This is a genomic window from Acinetobacter sp. IRS14 (genome assembly GCF_034650275.1).
Classification (GTDB): Bacteria; Pseudomonadota; Gammaproteobacteria; order Pseudomonadales; family Moraxellaceae; genus Acinetobacter; species Acinetobacter oleivorans.
This window is the reverse complement of record NZ_JAOVFN010000006.1, coordinates 144,766-163,646: the sequence shown is the minus strand read 5'-3', so window position 1 is coordinate 163,646 and position 18,881 is coordinate 144,766. Positions and strand designations below refer to the sequence as shown.

The 18,881-nt window shown below is 40.6% G+C and carries 14 protein-coding genes and 1 riboswitch; of the genes, 2 read left to right on the top strand and 12 right to left on the bottom strand.

Features of this window, described 5'->3' with window-relative positions; all coding sequences use genetic code 11:
* Positions 1-93: 93 nt before the first annotated feature.
* The 3 genes from ODQ17_RS08330 to prfB all read right to left on the bottom strand — a co-directional run bounded on the left by ODQ17_RS08330 (position 94) and on the right by prfB (position 2,800).
* Positions 94-1,152 carry an alkene reductase gene (locus ODQ17_RS08330; RefSeq protein WP_322902892.1) on the bottom strand — a complete coding sequence of 353 codons (1,059 nt, stop codon included), beginning with the start codon at positions 1,150-1,152 and terminating at the stop codon, positions 94-96.
* Between the two features lie 28 nt (positions 1,153-1,180).
* Positions 1,181-1,483, bottom strand: coding sequence for an ArsR/SmtB family transcription factor (locus tag ODQ17_RS08325; protein WP_002121891.1), 303 nt, complete (start codon positions 1,481-1,483; stop codon positions 1,181-1,183).
* Positions 1,484-1,704: 221 nt separating this feature from the next.
* Positions 1,705-2,800 (bottom strand): peptide chain release factor 2 gene (gene prfB / locus ODQ17_RS08320; RefSeq protein ID WP_107880456.1). Its coding sequence is split into 2 segments (ribosomal slippage): positions 1,705-2,727 and positions 2,729-2,800, totalling 1,095 coding nucleotides; the frame shifts between segments, so codons are not numbered across the junction.
* A 392-nt stretch (positions 2,801-3,192) separates the two neighbouring features.
* On the opposite strand from prfB, the gene ODQ17_RS08315 reads away from it, so the two are divergent.
* Positions 3,193-3,960 (top strand): putative porin, encoded by a 768-nt coding sequence (locus ODQ17_RS08315; RefSeq protein ID WP_322902890.1) that lies wholly within the window; start codon positions 3,193-3,195, stop codon positions 3,958-3,960.
* Between the two features lie 49 nt (positions 3,961-4,009).
* Here the strand turns inward: ODQ17_RS08315 and recJ are convergent, their stop codons facing one another.
* From recJ to ODQ17_RS08290, 5 genes are all read right to left on the bottom strand, one after another.
* The gene (recJ, locus tag ODQ17_RS08310; protein ID WP_322902888.1) at positions 4,010-5,710 is read right to left on the bottom strand and encodes a single-stranded-DNA-specific exonuclease RecJ; all 1,701 of its coding nucleotides are present in this window, start codon (positions 5,708-5,710) and stop codon (positions 4,010-4,012) included.
* Positions 5,711-6,367, bottom strand: a complete 657-nt coding sequence (pdxH, locus tag ODQ17_RS08305; protein WP_267531327.1) for a pyridoxamine 5'-phosphate oxidase — start codon at positions 6,365-6,367, stop codon at positions 5,711-5,713.
* A gap of 10 nt (positions 6,368-6,377) precedes the next feature.
* On the bottom strand, positions 6,378-7,715 hold the full coding sequence (gene glmM / locus ODQ17_RS08300) for a phosphoglucosamine mutase (protein ID WP_322902884.1): 1,338 nt from the start codon (positions 7,713-7,715) through the stop codon (positions 6,378-6,380).
* 148 nt (positions 7,716-7,863) lie between these two features.
* Positions 7,864-9,330 (bottom strand): IMP dehydrogenase, encoded by a 1,467-nt coding sequence (gene guaB / locus ODQ17_RS08295; protein WP_004790042.1) that lies wholly within the window; start codon positions 9,328-9,330, stop codon positions 7,864-7,866.
* Between the two features lie 194 nt (positions 9,331-9,524).
* The gene (locus tag ODQ17_RS08290; protein WP_322902882.1) at positions 9,525-10,322 is read right to left on the bottom strand and encodes an MBL fold metallo-hydrolase; all 798 of its coding nucleotides are present in this window, start codon (positions 10,320-10,322) and stop codon (positions 9,525-9,527) included.
* A gap of 226 nt (positions 10,323-10,548) precedes the next feature.
* Between ODQ17_RS08290 and ODQ17_RS08285 the strand changes: the two genes are divergently transcribed.
* Complete coding sequence (locus tag ODQ17_RS08285; protein WP_322902880.1) at positions 10,549-12,687, top strand: TonB-dependent siderophore receptor; 2,139 nt, start codon at positions 10,549-10,551, stop codon at positions 12,685-12,687.
* 61 nt (positions 12,688-12,748) lie between these two features.
* On the opposite strand, the gene ODQ17_RS08280 is transcribed toward ODQ17_RS08285, so the two are convergent.
* From ODQ17_RS08280 to aceE, 4 genes are all read right to left on the bottom strand, one after another.
* Positions 12,749-13,324, bottom strand: a complete 576-nt coding sequence (locus ODQ17_RS08280) for a TMEM165/GDT1 family protein (protein ID WP_013196598.1) — start codon at positions 13,322-13,324, stop codon at positions 12,749-12,751.
* A 15-nt stretch (positions 13,325-13,339) separates the two neighbouring features.
* Positions 13,340-13,525, bottom strand: a riboswitch (yybP-ykoY riboswitch).
* Positions 13,526-13,553: 28 nt separating this feature from the next.
* Entirely contained in the window at positions 13,554-13,832 is a 279-nt protein-coding gene (locus tag ODQ17_RS08275) for a hypothetical protein (protein WP_077163716.1), read from the bottom strand.
* A gap of 145 nt (positions 13,833-13,977) precedes the next feature.
* On the bottom strand, positions 13,978-15,960 hold the full coding sequence (locus tag ODQ17_RS08270; RefSeq protein WP_322902876.1) for a 2-oxo acid dehydrogenase subunit E2: 1,983 nt from the start codon (positions 15,958-15,960) through the stop codon (positions 13,978-13,980).
* A 2-nt stretch (positions 15,961-15,962) separates the two neighbouring features.
* Complete coding sequence (aceE, locus tag ODQ17_RS08265; protein ID WP_013196595.1) at positions 15,963-18,680, bottom strand: pyruvate dehydrogenase (acetyl-transferring), homodimeric type; 2,718 nt, start codon at positions 18,678-18,680, stop codon at positions 15,963-15,965.
* Between the last annotated feature and the right edge of the window lie 201 nt (positions 18,681-18,881).

Sequence of the window (18,881 nt, the reverse complement as noted above, 5' to 3'; positions counted from 1 at the left end):
GCAGAGTTTCGATACCTAAACTCTACCATTACAAGAAAAGCGATTTACTGAACCCATAAATGAATGAGGTCAGTAAATTATCAGTTTAAAAAATTACGAAGCTTCTAGCGTTGGATAGTCTGTATAACCTTCAGCACCTTTTGCATATAAAGTTGTTGGTTGAAGTTCATTTAAAGGTAAGTCTTGCTCTAAACGCTGTAAAAGATCTGGGTTGGCAATATATGCTTTACCAAAAGATACTGCGTCAGCTTCACCATCACGCAAAATACGTTTTGCTGACTCTGGTGTTAGGTTCTCATTCGCAATCCATACACCATTAAATTTTTCACGAAGTTTAGGGCTAATACTATCAGCAGCTTCGTATTCACGAGAGAAGATGAAAGCAACGTTACGTTGGCTCAGTTGTTCAACAACATAACCAAAAGTTGCTAATGGATTTTCATCACCCATATCGTGTGAATCACCACGTGGTGCAATATGTACACCTACTCGGCCAGCGCCCCACACTTCAATAAATGCATCAACGACTTCTAATAATAAACGTGCACGGTTTTCAACAGGACCACCGTATTCGTCATCACGTTGATTTGTATTACTTTGAAGGAATTGGTCAATTAAGTAACCATTCGCTGCATGTAATTCAACACCATCAAAACCAGCTGCTTTAGCTAATTCTGCTGAATGTTTATATTGAGCAACAACCTCTTTCACTTCTTCTAATGAAAGTGCGCGTGGTGTTACATACGGGCGTTTAGGACGTAATAAACTCACTTCACCCGCAGGTTGAATTGCACTTGGTGCAACAGGAATATCACCATCTAAAAGTTCAGGATGCGAAATACGCCCCACATGCCAAAGCTGAGCTACAATTTTTGAACCTTGAGCATGAACTGCCTCAATAATTTTATTCCAAGCTTGTGCCTGTTCTTCTGACCATAATCCCGGGGTTTCTGCATAACCCACAGTTTTTGAACCAATCACTGTTGCTTCAGTCAAAATAAGACCAGCATTTGCACGCTGTTGATAATATTCAACCATCAAATCATTAGGTACTCGGCTTTCACCACTACGCGCACGCGTTAATGGAGCCATTACCAATCGATTTTTGATTTCAAAATCACCAACCGTTAAAGGAGTATTGAGTTCAGCCATAGTCGCCTCGACTTACACTTTAATATTGTTAAAGTGTTTGTTTTAAATGTTCGATATATTGCTGAATCAAAGCTTCGTTACGTGAAAAATAAGACCATTGACCATATTTTTGGACCTGAATCAGACCCGCCTGTTGTAAAACAGACAAATGATTCGACATTGTAGACTGTGCTACTTTGCCCAATCGTTCAATATGACCTGCACAAACACCCTTCTCAAAACTACCACCACACTCTTCCACTGGTAAATAATGCGCAGGTTCTTTCAACCATTGCAAAATCTGCCGACGTAGCGGATTGGAAAGGGCTTTGCTAATTGCATCAATATCCATAGGCTCAACACGTCTTTTAAACGAACAAAGCTTTATTCAGCATTTCGAAGACATCATATCGCACTTTTGCGATATTCATATCTATTTTTTTCGATATTCATATCGCATTTTTTCGATTAAGATCCGAAGGCTGAATTGCTTTGCCGTTTTAATCGCTAAAAATCCAAGAGTTCTACATATTCATAGATGAACTGTATTTAAACTAAAAGTTCAGCAGACTCTTATAAACCTTGTTTTAAGCTCGCCTCAATAAAGCGATCAAGGTCACCATCAAGAACAGCACCTGTATTAGAGTTTTCAACACCCGTGCGTAAATCTTTAATACGCGAATCATCTAATACATATGAACGAATTTGGCTTCCCCAACCAATATCAGACTTCGAGTCTTCTAGAGCTTGAGCCGCTTCATTACGTTTTTGCATTTCCAATTCATACAAACGCGCACGTAACTGTTTCCATGCGTGGTCACGGTTAGCATGTTGCGAACGCTGGTTCTGACACGCCACAACAATACCTGTTGGAGTGTGAGTCAAACGTACTGCCGAATCGGTTTTGTTAATATGCTGACCACCTGCACCAGATGCACGGTAAGTATCTGTACGAACATCAGAAGGATTAATATCAATTTCGATATTGTCATCAACTTCTGGTGAAATAAACACCGCAGAGAATGAAGTATGACGGCGGTTACCACTGTCGAATGGTGACTTACGCACTAAACGGTGTACACCAGATTCTGTACGTAACCAACCGTAGGCATATTCACCTTCAACACGAATTGTTGCAGATTTAATACCAGCTACGTCACCATCAGATACTTCCATGAGTTCTGCTTTAAAGCCATGACGTTCAATCCAGCGCATATACATACGTAATAACATAGATGCCCAGTCTTGTGCTTCGGTACCGCCTGAGCCTGATTGAATCTCGACATAGCAAGGATTCGGGTCCATTGGGTTACTAAACATACGACGGAATTCAAGTTTAGCCAGTTCATCTTCAGCAGCACTAAGCTCTGACTGAACATCTTCAAGCAAGCTTTCATCATCAGCTTCTACAGCCAAATCTAACATCGCTTTTGCATCTTCAAGTTGTGTTGACAACCCATCCAATACATTAATAACGTTTTCTAGTTCACCCTTTTCTTTTGCCATCGCCTGAGCACGGCTTTGATCATTCCAAATCGCAGGGTCTTCTAACTCACGTAAAACTTCTTCTAAACGCTCTTTTTTCAGATCGTAGTCAAAGATACCCCCGTAGTGTTTGGCTACGATCAGTTAAGTCTTTCAATTGGTTTAGATAAGGATTAATTTCCACGCGAGTGTTCCCATAAGAGCAGATAAACAGTCAATTATTTTAGCATAGCTGCGGTTATCTTCGAACCTGCTTTGTATTTCTCATTATATTTCACTCATCTAATTTCTAAATTTTCTTCAGTTCATTTTAAGCTTAACCAGTAACATCCTCATACAAAATTGGGTACTTTTACAGCATTTTTTATGATCTACACAAAATCTCCTCAATTTTAATAAAATTAAACATTCTATTTTTACAGTTTAAAATCAAATATTTAAGTTAAACATATTTACAAAAAAAGCACATAGTTACAGTGTGGTTACTTGTACAAGATTGACGCTACCCGATTTTCCTCTAGACTAAAAGTTGTAACAAAACATTTATAAAATCGCTTTTTAGAGGGGAGAGATTCCATGAAAAAACTAGCAATTGCATCAGCTCTTTTATCTGCACTCGCAGTAAGTGGCGCAGCAAACGCTTACCAAGCTGAAGTTGGTGGTTCTTACAATTATCTTGATCCAGACAACGGTAGCAGCGTAAGTAAATTCGGTGTTGACGGGACTTATTACTTTAATCCTGTTCAAACTCGTAACGCTCCACTTGCAGAAGCAGCATTTTTAAGCCGTGCAAGTAATGTTAACGCACTTATCAACTATGGCGATAACAGCGGTACTAAAGATACTCAGTATGGCGTAGGTGTTGAATACTATGTTCCTAACTCAGATTTTTATGTTAGCGGTGATGTAGGTCGAAATGAGACTGAAATTGATAACACCAACATTGATCGTAAATTAACTACTTATGCAGCTGAAGTAGGTTATTTACCAGCTCCAGGTTTATTACTTGCACTAGGTGTTAAAGGTTACGACGAAAAAGACGGTAAAGACGGCGCTGATCCAACAGTTCGTGCTAAATACGTAACTCAAGTAGGTCAACATGACGTAAACCTTGAAGCGTTCGGTGCGTTTGGTGACCTAGACGAATATAAAGTTCGTGGTGACTACTACATCGATAAAACTTTAAGTCTTGGTGTGGATTACTACAATAACGACTTAACTGATAAAGATGAATTTGGTATTAATGCTAAAAAATTCTTAAATCAACAAGTAAGTCTTGAAGGTCGTATTGGTTTCGGTGACAACGATAACACTTATGGTATTCGTGCAGGCTACCGCTTCTAATCTTACCTAAAAGTTTATAAAAAAATCCGCTCAAATGAGCGGATTTTTTTTATTGGTTTAAATGCACAATACGCAATTGTAAATTTACATTACCCTTAAATACATTACGATCAATCTCATAGACCAAATGAACTTCATCTCGCATAGGATTAAATTCAAATCGTCCAGCGGCATTAAAAGCAATCGCATCAAAAGTATATTGATCAAGAGCCAATCTAAGTTTTAGATGTGTTTCTTTAAGCCAGCGATAATCGACAACTTTAAAATGTCCTTCAAACTGAGGAAAAGGGAATTTTTGCCCCCATGGCCCAAGCTGCTCTATCCAGTCCAATGTGTCTAGTTGCAAAGCCGAAGCTGGTAATTCCCCATCCGTCCATAGCGTTGCTTGAAACAAAGATTCTTCCATAGCTGCAACACAGGTAGTAAACACTGTTTTAAAAGCATCAAAATTTTCTTTACGTATCGTTAAACCTGCCGCCGCCGCATGTCCACCAAAATGGCTCACCAATTCCGGATGTTGTTCAGCAACCTTTTCAATCATATCTCGAATGTGCACACCATCAATTGAACGTGCAGATCCTTTAATATGGACACCATCTTCATCTGGTGCAAAGACAATAGCTGGGCGATGAAACTGTTCTTTTAAACGCCCTGCGACAATCCCAATCACCCCTTGATGCCAGTTTTCTTCGAACAGTACAAGTGCCGGAGGAATATCTTCTTTTGAAATTTGCAAGCTATCTAAAGCAGATAAAGCTTGTTGCTTCATCTCTCCTTCAATTTGTCGCCGCTCTATATTCAACTGATTTAATTGTTGAGCAATCGGGTAAGCTGTTTCCATAGAGTCTGCTAATAAACACTCTATACCGATTCGCATGCTCTCCATACGCCCAGCAGCATTAATACGCGGACCTAAAACAAAACCTAGATCTTGTGCACGCAAAGACGACGCCTCTCGGCCAGCAATATCCAACAGTGCCAATATTCCAACTCGACATTGATGTTGCTGAATGCGCTTCACGCCTGCATCCACTAAAATGCGGTTGTTATAATCTAATACAGCAACATCCGCATAAGTTCCCAAAGCGACTAAATCTAGATATTGAGTGACTTTACTTGTGCTTTTACTTTGTCTACTACGTAAACTTGCTAAATTGGCCAGCACATAAAATGCCACACCAACACCAGCAAGCGCCTTACTTGGAAAATCACAGCCTAACTGATTTGGGTTAACCACCGCTTCTGCTAGAGGAGTTTCTTTTGTTGTTAAGTGGTGATCAGTAATAATAACTTGCATGCCCAGAGAATGGGCTGTATCTACTCCAGCATGGCTGGAAATTCCATTATCGACTGTAATTAATAAATCGGGTTGATAAGTTTGATGCGCAAGCTCTGCAATTGCGGGGGTAAGCCCATAACCGTATTTAAATCGGTCTGGAACTAAATAGTCGACTTGTGCTCCCATATCGCGAAGCACCAATACCATTAACGCTGTGCTGGTTGCACCGTCAGCATCATAGTCACCGACAATAACAATCTTTTTTTGTGCATCAATAGCTTGATCTATTAATGCCACAGCAGTTTCTAATCCTTTGAGCTGAGGAGCAAGTAAATTCTTAAGCTTTAGCTCTAATTCCTGTTCAGATTGTACTCCCCGCCTTGCCAAAATTTCGGCAATAAACGGCGGCACGCCCTGAAATTGTTCAGGGCGTGTTAATAAAGGTCTTTGTTTGATTTGTATTTTTGTCATTTAAGGCATCAGTCGGTGCAGCGTCCATTGACCGTCGATTTTTTCATAACTCAAGCGGTCATGTAAACGATTTGGTCGTCCTTGCCAGAATTCAAAATAATCTGGTTGCAGACGATAACCGCCCCAAAACTCCGGCTTATCAAGCACTTCACGGCTTTCAACTTGCTGTTGTAAGTCTTGAAAACGTTGCTGTAACAGCTCTCGGCTTTCAATTTTACCGCTTTGTGGAGTACTGATATGCGCTGCAATCTGGCTATCACGTGGTCGTTTAAGATAGTAATCTGTAGATTCTTGCTCAGCAATTTTAACTACACGACCACCCACTCGCACCTGACGCTCTAGACTTGGCCAGTAAAATAATAATTCGGCATATGGATTTTCTGCCAAATCAATACCTTTTTGACTGTCATAATTCGTATAAAAATCATAACCAGCTTCTGTGGCCCCACGCAACAAAACTGTTCTAACATGAGGTCTGCCATTTGCACTTGCAGTTGCTAATGACATTGCATAGGGTTCATGCAAATTGGCTGCTAGAGCATGGTTAAACCAACCCAGAAACTGCTGATGAGGGTTAGATTCAACCTGCCCCTCATGCAACTCACCTTGCTCATAACTTAAGCGTAATTCACTTAAATCTTTGATGACATCACTCATGTCATGCACCTTATGCGACTTGTGCTTGTGAACGAACTGAATCTGCTAAATGCTGAGCTAAAGCTTTAACCTCTTGCTCATCATCACCTTCAACCATGACACGAATCACAGGCTCTGTTCCAGACTTACGAATCAGGATACGGCCACGCCCTTTGAGCTGTGCTTCTGCCTTATCAAATTCAGTAACCAATGCCGGAATAGAATACGGATCAAGCATTTGTTCTAAACGTACATTCAAAAGAACTTGCGGGAATAATTTAAAGTCTTGAACCAATTCATGAAGAGCCTTGTTTTGCTCAACCATCACAGTTAAAACTTGAAGAGCGGCGATAATGGCATCACCAGTCGTACTCTTGTCTAAAGTTAGAATATGACCAGAAGGTTCGCCACCTATCCCCCAACCATTTTCTTCTAAAGCTTGTAATACATAGCGGTCACCGACTTTTGCACGGACAAAGTTAACGTTTGCTTTTGCTAGTGCAACTTCAAGTGCCATATTACTCATGACAGTACCAACAATACCCGCTGGCTTATTTTGAGCTTGAGTCGCCAAAATATATAAAATATGGTCGCCATCGATTAAGTTACCAAACTTATCAACCATCACAACACGGTCAGCATCGCCATCAAAGGCAATACCTAAATCTGCTTCGTGCTCAACTACTGCTTTTTGTAAGTGTTCAGGATGTGTTGAACCACAGCTCTCATTAATATTTAAGCCATCTGGTTCATTATATAAAGCAACAACTTTTGCCCCTAACTCACGGAAAACTGAAGGCCCAACGCTATATGCAGCGCCATGAGCACAGTCCAACACAATCTTTAAATTATTTAAATCAAAGTGGTAAGGGAATGTAGATTTACAGAATTCAATATAGCGACCATTTGCATCATTTACACGAACACTTTTACCTAAGTTTGCAGTGTCCTCAATGAATAAATCTTTTTCTAATTCGCGGTTAATTTCTTCTTGTAACGAATCCGGTAATTTTTTGCCTTCACTTGAGAAGAATTTAATCCCATTATCATAATATGGATTATGCGATGCAGAAATAACAATACCTGCATGTGCATGTAAAGCACGAGTAAGGTGTGCAATGGCTGGTGTTGGTAATGGACCAAGTAAATGAACATATACGCCAGCAGCGTTTAAGCCCGCCTGCAAAGCAGATTCTAAAATGTAGCCAGATAAACGAGTGTCTTTTCCTAACACAACGAGTGGTTTATTTTTTTGACTCGTTCGTTTTAATACCTTCCCTGCAGCAAAACCGAGTTTTAAAGCAAACTCTGGAGTAATAGGCATTTGCCCAAATTTTCCACGAATACCATCCGTTCCAAAATAACTCATAGCTTATCTCATTCTTACGCCACTTCAGCGGTGGCTCACTTCATATATGGCAATTCCGCCATATTTCTTTTCTCGGATTTACTTTACACCAAAAACAAAAAGCCGTCAGTGTAATGACGGCTTTCTTCATTGTTTTGGTTACCAAAATCTAACCAACACGATAGTTTGGAGCTTCTTTAGTAATCGTTACATCGTGAACATGTGACTCAGACATACCTGCTGAAGTAATTTTCACAAATTTCGCATTTTGGCGAAGATCTTCAATCACAGCTGAACCGGTATAACCCATCGATGAACGTAAACCACCCATCATTTGATGAACGATGTTACCCATTGGACCTTTATATGGAACACGGCCTTCGATTCCTTCTGGTACTAATTTCTCAGCACCCGCTTTTGAATCTTGGAAATAACGGTCAGCAGAACCAGTTGCTCCCGCCATTGCACCTAATGAACCCATACCACGATATGCTTTGTAGTAACGACCTTGGAAAAACTCCACTTCGCCAGGCGCTTCTTCAGTACCTGCAAGTAATGAACCAACCATGATCGTGCTTGCACCCGCACCGATCGCTTTTGCCATATCGCCAGAGAAGCGGATACCGCCATCTGCAATTAAAGGAATTTGATCTTTTAGTGCGCTAGCAACGCTGTCAATCGCAGAAATTTGTGGCATACCAATACCTGCCACAATACGTGTTGTACAGATAGAACCAGGACCAATACCCACTTTTACAGCATCTGCACCAGCATCTAATAATGCTAATGCAGCATCACCAGTTGCAATGTTTCCACCAATCACTTGTACTTGAGGGAAGTTTTGTTTCACCCAACGTACACGTTCAATTACACCAGCTGAGTGACCGTGTGCTGTATCAACAACAATGACGTCAACACCAGCTTCAACCAATGCTTCCACACGACTTGGTGTATCAGCACCTGTACCTACCGCAGCACCAACACGTAAACGACCAAGGTCATCTTTACAACTGTTTGGATAACTTTCAGCTTTGCGGAAGTCAGTCACTGTAATTAAGCCTTTAAGTTCGTTGCTCTCGCCAACGACCAAGACTTTTTCAATACGGTGTTTTTGCAATAATGCTTGAATATTTTCTTTAGACTCGCCTTCACGTACAGTGACTAAACGATCTTGGCCTGTCATGATGTTGCTAACAGGTTGTTCTAAATTAGTTTCAAAACGCGTATCACGGCCTGTCACAATACCAACAACCTTGCCGTCTTTAACAACAGGTACACCGCTAATGTTATTAGCAGTGGTAATTGCAATCAGTTCACGTACCGTAGTTTCAGGCGTTACAGTGATAGGGTCTTTCACCATACCCGCTTCGAATTTCTTTACACGGCGTACTTCTGCAGCTTGAGCAGCAATATCCATGTTTTTGTGCAAAATCCCGATACCACCATTTTGTGACATCGCAATCGCCATACGTGACTCAGTCACTGTATCCATTGCAGCTGAAACTAATGGGATATTTAAATGAATGCCGCGAGTTAATCGTGTCTTTAAAGAGACATCTTTTGGGAGAACAGTAGAGTAGGCAGGAAGTAATAAGACATCATCGAAGGTTAGCGCTTCTTGAACGATGGTCAGCATAACAATCTCACTGGTAAATTCCGTGAGCTATTATAAACAAATTTCAATGCAATTTTCATATTATCTTTGCCTTTTTCAGCAATAGATGTAGAGCTGCTCTAAATAATTCCCACTTATTATCGTTTTAACGTTATTTTTTAACCCATGTTTTTGCAACCCAGAATTTTATCTGGGTTGATCATTAGACATCATATTTAGGCAGGACAACTAAAAACTTGTTCTGTCATCAAGTCGACACCACAAGGTAAAACCTCAATCCAGTCCAAAAACTGATTAATCATTCCTTTGCCAATAAATGGACTGCCATGCTGTGGAACAATCATTTCAATGTCCATCTGGCGGACCATGTTTACCCATAAACGAATAACCTTATTGGAACACATATAGCGTTGGTGAAAAGCTTTCATTTTTAGAACATGCGTATCGAAATCTGTTAAAGGTTGGTTAGCATCCTCAACAATCGAAGCCCCCATATCGCCAGAAAATAAAATTTTAGCGACTGGATCATAAAACTGAAAATTACCGACCGAATGTAGAAAATGGGCAGGAACTACAACTAACTTTGATTCCCCCAATTGAATCACTTGGCCACGGTCAGGTAATTCAATAAGACGGTCTTCCCAATTCCCTTTCATACGCTCACTCATAAATGAGGAATTTAGGTGCGGTAGAAAACGTGCCCATAATTTTGACGCCACCACTTTAGCGTCGGTATAGACTAACCAGCGTGGCATTGAGGTAATAATGTCTGGATCCTGATGCGAAGCCATCACATAGTCCAGATTTTTCAAACGTGTATATTTATTTAATTCCATCGTTAATGGAACATAGGTCAAATCGCCACCCGGATCGATTACAGCAGCACGCTCATGATCAATAATTAAAAATTGATTGGCTTGGATACCTTCCCCTTTGACCAAACTGGTAAAACTAATACATTTATGTACGCCATTATCAAATAATATCTGCGATGTTGTTTTTTCAAACCCCATACAATTCCCCAAAAAAACTTTAAATATTAGATATTTTTATATCCATACTAAAATAAAGGGATTCGATAACTCTTGCAATAAATTGCTTTATTTTTCTCATAATATTTTAAAATAGCTTTTGCTTTTCTTATTTTATAAATGAATCATAATGTTATTTAAAATTCACATACAATAAATTAAAATAATTCTCATTATCACTTTGTCTTTTGCGCTGTCTAGACCTCCCATGAACCAAGCACCTTATTTTTCAAGCTCTAAAACATTGTTAGCAGTTGCTATTTTTAGCTTAATGACAGCAAGTCATGCTGATGAAACAGCAGAACAACAGAATTCGACCAATGTGCTACCCACAATTTCTATTCAGGCGCAAAAAGAACCCAGCTCTGCCTATGTCGCAACAAAAGCAACTTCTGCCTTAAAATCAGATGCACCCTTATTTAAGACGGCTCAATCGGTTTCGGTGGTGACTCGTGAACAGCTCGACCAGAAACAAGCTAGAACGCTAGCAGATGCGCTTGAAGGTGTTGCAGGTGTTGAAGCTGGAAAACTTGGTCGTCGTGGTTGGGATGATTTTGTTATTCGAGGCCAGACCTCTTCCGATTCGGTTTATATAGATGGTTTAAGAGTTGGACAAAATACTCATGTTGCCACTGAACTATCAGGCATGGATCAGGTCCAAGTCTTAAAAGGCCCTGCCTCTATTAATTTCGGTTTGGTTACACCAGGCGGTATGGTCAATTTAGTCACTAAACGACCTGAAGCAGAAAACTTTGCACGTGCTAGCATGACTTATGGCAGCTATAACTTAAAAGAAGGTACATTCGACTTAAACTATAGCCCTAATAATAGTGAGAAAGGTGCTTTTCGTTTAAATGGCCGCATCGCTGACCAAGATGACCCGACAGATTATGTATATTTTAAAAATTACTATATCTCCCCTTCTTACAATTTCGACTTAGGTGATAACACTGACCTCTCTGTAATCGCAAGTTATCAGCATCGTGAATATATTCGTCAGCAAGGTTTGCCTGTGATTGGCACATTAAAAGACAATCCTAACGGCGCTATAGACCGAAGTTTATATATTGGCGATCCTAATTTTGGTAAATATGAAGCAGATGTTTACCGTACGGGTTATACGTTTAAACATGCCTTTGATAATGGCTGGAACTTTAACCAGAATTTTGCCGTACAAAAAACCGAAATGGATGGCACTGCAGTTTTTGCTCAAACCAAAAAGTTTTGGGCAGACTCATCTTATACAACCATTAACCGAGCTAATAATAGTCGGCATCAAGAGATTGATAACTTAAGTTTTGCCATCGATAACCGTTTAAACAAACAGTTTGATTTATATGGCATGCAGCACGACATTAATATTGGCGCAGATGCTTTTCAGGAAAAAAGTGACTACACCAATGATAAATACGATATTGGTAATTTAAATATCTATAACCCCGTTTATGGTCAAAACGTGACATTGAAACAAAATGTTCGGGATATCAACCGTCTCAAATATTTGGGACTCTATATACGTGATCGCATTCAACTTAATGACCAATGGCTTTTAAGCTTGTCTGGACGCCAAGACTGGGCACAAACCCAAAGCACAAGTTTAGTTACAAGTAGTGCAAGTAAACAATCAGACAATGCTTTTACGGGTAGCGCCTCTGTCATGTATACCCTTAATGACATTGTTGCCCCTTATGTCAGCTATGCCACTTCATTTACACCTAACAGTGGTACTGATGTAAATAACAATCCATTCAAACCTGAAGAAGGAAAACAGGTTGAAGTCGGAATGAAATTACAAAGTCCTGATCAACGAGTTCAAGGTGCTATCGCTTGGTATGATTTAAAACGTCAAAATGTTTTAGTCACTGATACTGCGAATAGTGGCTATAAAGCTCAGCGTGGTGAACAGTTAACACGTGGTATTGAAACTGAGCTCAGCGCAGAAATTTTAGAAGGCTTAAAATTAACAGCTGCATATACCTACACCATTGATGCTGAAATTAGTAAAGATGCAAACTCAAGCAATGTAGGAAAAGCACTCGATAATATTCCTGAGCATGCTTATAGCTTGTCAGCACGTTATAAATTTGACCCTACATCAAAACTTGGTTGGTATGTTGGTGGTGGATTCCGTGGTGAAACATATAAAACTGTCGATGGCTTAGATGTTCACATTCCAGGCTATACAGTCTTTGACACTGAAGCTGGCTACGATGCAGGACATTGGGGTGCTCAACTTGCGATCCGTAATTTATTTGATAAAGATTACTATGCAGGTGCGCTGAACGAGAATTTGGTGACGCTCGGCAACCCACGCCAAATTAACTTCACAGTGAAATTTAACTACTAAATAATGGCCTACAAAAAACGCACTCGAATTAAGTGCGTTTTTTATGGCAGCTTTAAATACTTTAGAAGAAATAATGCTGCACTAAAGTAGAGATACCTACAATTAAGAAAATCGCAGCACCAATTTTATGGATGAGAGAGATAGATAAACGTTCAGCTAATTTATTACCAATAAATACAGCTGGTGCATTGGCAATCATCATACCTAAGGTTGTGCCTAGCATTACCCAGAAAATACTATCGTAACGTGCAGCTAAAGCCACTGTCGCAATCTGGGTTTTATCACCAATTTCTGCTAAGAAGAACAGGATAAAGGTTGCACCAAAAACACCAAATTTTTGCCATCTGTTAATGCTATCTGTTTCATCATCTAGCTTATCTGGAATAAGCATCCAGAAGGCCATACCAATGAAACCACCCGCAAGTACCCAAACTAAAATTTCGGGACTCAACACGGTTGTAATCCACTGTCCAAGCACAGCAGAGATACCATGGTTAATTAAAGTGGCTAAAAGAATAGCAATCAGAATAGGGATTGGCTTACGGAAACGTGCAGACAGTAAAAGGGCCAATAATTGAGTTTTATCGCCCATTTCAGCTAGGGCAACAATCGAGGTAGAAATCAGAAATTCTTGCATGTCGTTTCTCTGGCTAGCATAAATGCCCATGACCTACCGCTCCTGCTAGCCAAATATCTGCAGAGTGGTAAATCAAAGGTCTTGCCAACTCGGAAACGATGAGACGTTTAAGCTATGATGACCATGTTCTGTTGAACAATTATGTTGATCATCACCTATTCATTCAGAAATGAATAGCGGCTACTCCCCAATGAAGTATGTGCTCATTATATTCTAGCAGTTCTATTTTTCAAACAAAAAATTTTATCCATGCCCATACTAACAGCCGCCCCAAGCCTAGTAGTAAAGCTAAACAGATACTTAAGTTAATAAAACCAAAATTGTTAATGCCAGCTATATGTTGGGATTGAAATTCAAATGGCAAAATAAGCGTTGCCACAAATACCTCCAAACCGATTGCAACGTAGGTCATCCACTCCCAAGGAAAGTGCAAAAAACTGACCCATAATCCCATCAATAAAAATACAACCAACAGAATCGGCAACATGATTTTTAAAAAACCCGCCATCTATTATTTCTCCTTTACCTAAAACGAGAAATTTTTCCTCTCTCGATCACTCCTTCTTCATCTTTAGATTAACCTAAAATCAATTAAATTAAATACCAAAATAAAACCCCGCCGAAGCGAGGTTTTAATGATTCATTTCAGAATATTAGATTAATAAAGTCCGAATATCTTTAAGAAGTTTCGTAAGTTTATTGGTAAATCGAGCGGCATCTGCACCATTAATTACACGGTGGTCATAAGACAACGACAACGGCAACATTAAGCGTGGATCAAAGTCTTTACCATTCCAAACCGGTTGCATCGTTGCAGGTGAAATACCCAAAATCGCAACTTGTGGCCAGTTTACAAGTGGTGTAAATGCTGTACCACCAATTGCGCCTAAGCTTGAAATGGTGAAATTCGCACCTTGTAAGTCTTTCGGTGTTAATTTCTTATCACGTGCTTTTTGACCTAACACACCCAATTCAACTGCGATTTGCTTAATTGATTTTTGGTCTGGGTTACGAAGTACTGGCACAGTTAAACCATCAGGTGTTGCTACTGCAATTCCCATATGGATTTCATTGCGCAAGAGCACTGATTTACCGTCATCAGATAGATGGCCTGCGAACTCACGCTCTTCTTTCAACAAATACGCAACTGCTTTGATAATGAATGCCATAATCGTCAGGCTGATACCTTCTTTTTTGAAGTTGCCTTTCAGCTCATTACGCCAATCTTCTAACTCAGTAATGTCAGCTAAATCAAACTGGGTGACTTGCGGAATAAAGTTGTTCAATGACAATTGCGGAATTGATACTTGCTGCAAACGCGTCAGTACTTTTTCTTCCACGCCACCAAATGCAGTGAAGTCAGGAAGCTTTGGCAAACCCGAAACCGCTGGTGCAGCCGCAGCAACTGGTGCAGCTTGTGGCGCAGTTAAACGAGTCTTCACATAAGCAAAGATATCTTCTTTAACAACACGGCCATGCTCACCAGAAGTTTTAACTTGTGACAAAATCACACCAAGTTCACGAGCAAGCTTACGTACAGCAGGACCTGCATATACTTTAGCGTTTTCGGCTTCTTGCTCTTTGGTTAGCTTGTCACTGCCAGACGCTGGAGCAGATACAGCCTGAGTCGGAGCAGGAGCTGCCGCTTTAGGCGCTGCTGCCTGTGGAGCCGGAGCTACTTCTGCTTTTGCCGCTGATGCCGCAGCAGGTGCTTGGCCTTCAGCTTCAATTGTTGCAAGCAATATACCTTGTGAAACTTGTTGGCCTGCTTGCAAGTGAATCGCTTTCACAACACCCGCAACAGTACTTGGAACTTCAACAGTCGCTTTATCTGACTCAACCACAACAAGGCTTTGGTCTACATCAACTTTATCGCCAACTTGTACCAAAATTTCAGCAACAACTGCTTTATCTACGCCCAAATCAGGAACGTTAATATCAACTGGTCCAGATTGACCAGCAGCCGCAGCTACAGTTTCTTGTTGAACTGGTGCAGGCGTTGCCGCTGGAGCTGCTGTAGAAGCAGGAGCTTCAACTGGCGCACTCGATGCAGATGTTGTTTTCACTTTAATGAGCACAACACCTTCTTTAACTGTATCGCCTTCTTTAACTTGAATGCTTTCTACGGTACCCGCAACACTGCTTGGTACTTCTACAGTTGCTTTGTCAGATTCAACAACAACGATGCTTTGCTCAACATCGATTTGCTCACCAACTTTTACTAAGATTTCACCAACGAGTGCTTTTTCAACACCAATATCAGGAACTTGAACTTCAACCACTTGGCTCGTGGTTGCCGATGCTGGTTGTGCAGCAGTTGAAGCCTGTTGTACCGCTGCTGGTGCTGCTGTTTGTTCAGCTGCTGGAGCAGGTTTTGCAACTTCTTCTGTTTGAGCTACTGGTGCAGCACCTTCAGCTTCAAGTTCAAACAATACCGTACCTTCAGTTACGCTATCGCCTTCCTTGATTAAGATACTTTTTACCACACCTGCTGAAGTGCTAGGCACTTCAACAGATGCTTTATCTGACTCAAGCAAAACAAGGCTGTCATTTTCAGCAATGCTGTCACCAACTTTTACCAAAATTTCAGCAACAACTGCTTTATCTACACCAATATCAGGGGTCTTAATTTGCATGCTTAGTTCCCCTCACCAGTTTGCGCTTCATTGTATTCAGCCACTGCCTGAACTTCTGGATGTGCTTGTGGAGCCCATGCCACTGGACGGTCAGTGTCTAACTCAAAGTTAGAAATTGCATCTTTAACTAAACGTGCATCTACTTCACCTTCGTCAGCTAATTTTTTCAAAGTAGCAACAACGATATGTGCAGCGTCAACACCAAAGAAACTACGTAAGTTAGCACGTGTATCTGAGCGACCATAACCATCTGTACCCAACGCAACAAATGGACGACCATCTGGAAGATAAGCACGGATTTGTTCGCTATACGCACGCATATGGTCTGTTGCTGAAACAACAATACCTTCTGTACCACGTAACTGTTTAGATACCCAAGACTCTTTCACTTCTTCAGTAAGTGGGTGTAAACGGTTGTATTCTTCACATGCCATACCATCACGCGACAATTCATTGAAGCTTGTTACACTCCAAACGTTTGAATGGATTTGGTATTCATCACGTAAGATTTTCGCAGCTTTGATCACTTCACGAAGAATTACACCTGAACCAAGTAATTGAACAGTTGCTTTTTCATCTTTTTCGAACAAGTACATACCACGTTTAATGCCTTCCTCAGCGCCTTCAGGCATTGCAGGATGCTCGTAGTTTTCGTTCATTACTGTTAAGTAATAGAACACACGCTCTTGATTCACATACATACGTTGTAAACCGTCATGTACGATTACAGCTAATTCGTAACCAAAACATGGATCATAAGATACGCAGTTTGGAATCGTGTTCGCTAAGATATGTGAATGACCATCTTGGTGCTGTAAACCTTCACCGTTCAATGTGGTACGACCAGCAGTTGCACCTAACAAGAAACCTTGAGCTTGTGCATCGCCCGCAGCCCACGCAATGTCACCAATACGTTGGAAACCAAACATTGAGTAGTACATGTACATTGGAATCATTGGTAAGTTATTGGTTGAATAACTTGTTGCTAACGCAGCCCATGCGCTCATCGCACCAGCTTCGTTAATCCCTTCTTGAAGCATGTGACCGTCACTTGCTTCACGGTAATGCATTAACTGTTCTTGGTCTTCTGGGGTATATTTTTGACCGTGAGCAGCATAAATACCAAGCTGACGGAACATACCTTCTAAACCAAATGTACGTGCTTCATCTGGAACGATTGGCACTACGCGGTCTTTAATTGCTTTTTCTTTAAGTAAAGCAGCAATTAAACGAACCATCACCATCGTAGTAGATTGCTCTTTACCACCTGAACCGTTTAATACTGCATCAAATACAGATAATTCAGGAATCGCTAAAATTTCACTCTCACGACGACGTGCTGGCAGGTAACCACCTAACGCTTCACGACGCGCTTTCATGTACTTCATTTCTGGAGAGTTTTCACTTGGGCGATAGAATGGAAGCTCTTCTAACTTATCATCTGTAAATGGCAGGTTAAAACGGTCACGTACATATTTTAAAGAGTCGATCTGCATTTTTTTGATTTGGTGAGTTTTGTTCACCGCTTCAATTTCTTCAGACAAACCGTAACCTTTAACAGTTTTCGCAAGAATAACTGTTGGTTGACCTTTGGCTTTCATTGCTTCTGCATAGGCTGCAAAAACTTTGTAAGGGTCATGGCCACCACGGTTGAGATTATCGATGTCTTCATCGCTTAAATCTTTTACAAGTTCCGCAGCTTCTGGGTACTTGCCAAAGAATTTCTCACGTGTATATGCACCACCTTTCACTTGATAGCGTTGGTATTCACCATCAACAGTTTCTTCCATTACCGCTTTTAAAGCGCCTGTGTTGTCTTTTGCAAGTAGCGGATCCCAATGACGGCCCCATACCACTTTAATAACACGCCAGCCCGCACCACGGAATAAAGATTCTAATTCTTGAATGATTTTACCGTTACCACGTACAGGACCATCTAGACGCTGTAAGTTACAGTTAACAACCCAGATCAAGTTATCAAGTTTTTCACGACCAGCAAGTGAAATTGCACCAGTACTTTCTGGCTCATCCATCTCACCATCGCCAAGATAAGCCCAGACTTTACGATTTTCTTCTTTGATCAAGCCACGGTTCATCAAATATTTTTGAATGTGCGCTTGATAAATCGACATGATTGGACCAAGACCCATTGATACAGTTGGGAATTGCCAATAGTCCGGCATTAAATATGGATGTGGATAGCTTGGTAAACCGTTACCGCCAACTTCACGGCGGAAATTACTTAACTGTTCTTCAGTTAAACGTCCTTCAAGGAATGAACGTGCATAAATACCAGGAGCACAGTGTCCTTGGTAATAAATCATATCTCCGCCAAAGTTATCGCTATTTGCGCGGAAGAAATGATTAAAACCTACGTCATATAATGTTGCACTTGATGCGAAGCTCGCCAAGTGTCCACCTAAATCATCACCTGTTTTATTCGCACGAAGTACCATTGCTAAGGCATTCCAACGAATCAATGCACGAATACGGCGTTCCATATCTTGGTCGCCTGGCATTGCAGGTTGTTCTTCAACAGAAATTGTATTTAAGTAAGGTGTATTGAGACGTTGAATTGGAACATGCTTAGCAATTGCTTGTTGGTAAAGTTTTTCCAATAAGAATGCTGCGCGCTCAGTTCCCATATGTTGTAAAACTGAATCGAATGCATCTTGCCACTCTTGGGTTTCTTGTGCATCGGAGTCACCGTAAAACGCCATAATTCACCTGTTCCTTGTTCTTTAATCTACTTTGTATTTTTACCACGTTTTACCCCTCTCTAGTTATTGCCACGGGTGAATGTGAGGGGGGCCTATTATTTTCTGAATGAATAGTCATTGACCGAGCATTAAACAAAATAACAAAAAAACGCCAATAATGGCGTTTTTTTATACAATCTTTACGTTAAAAAAGGTTTAGGC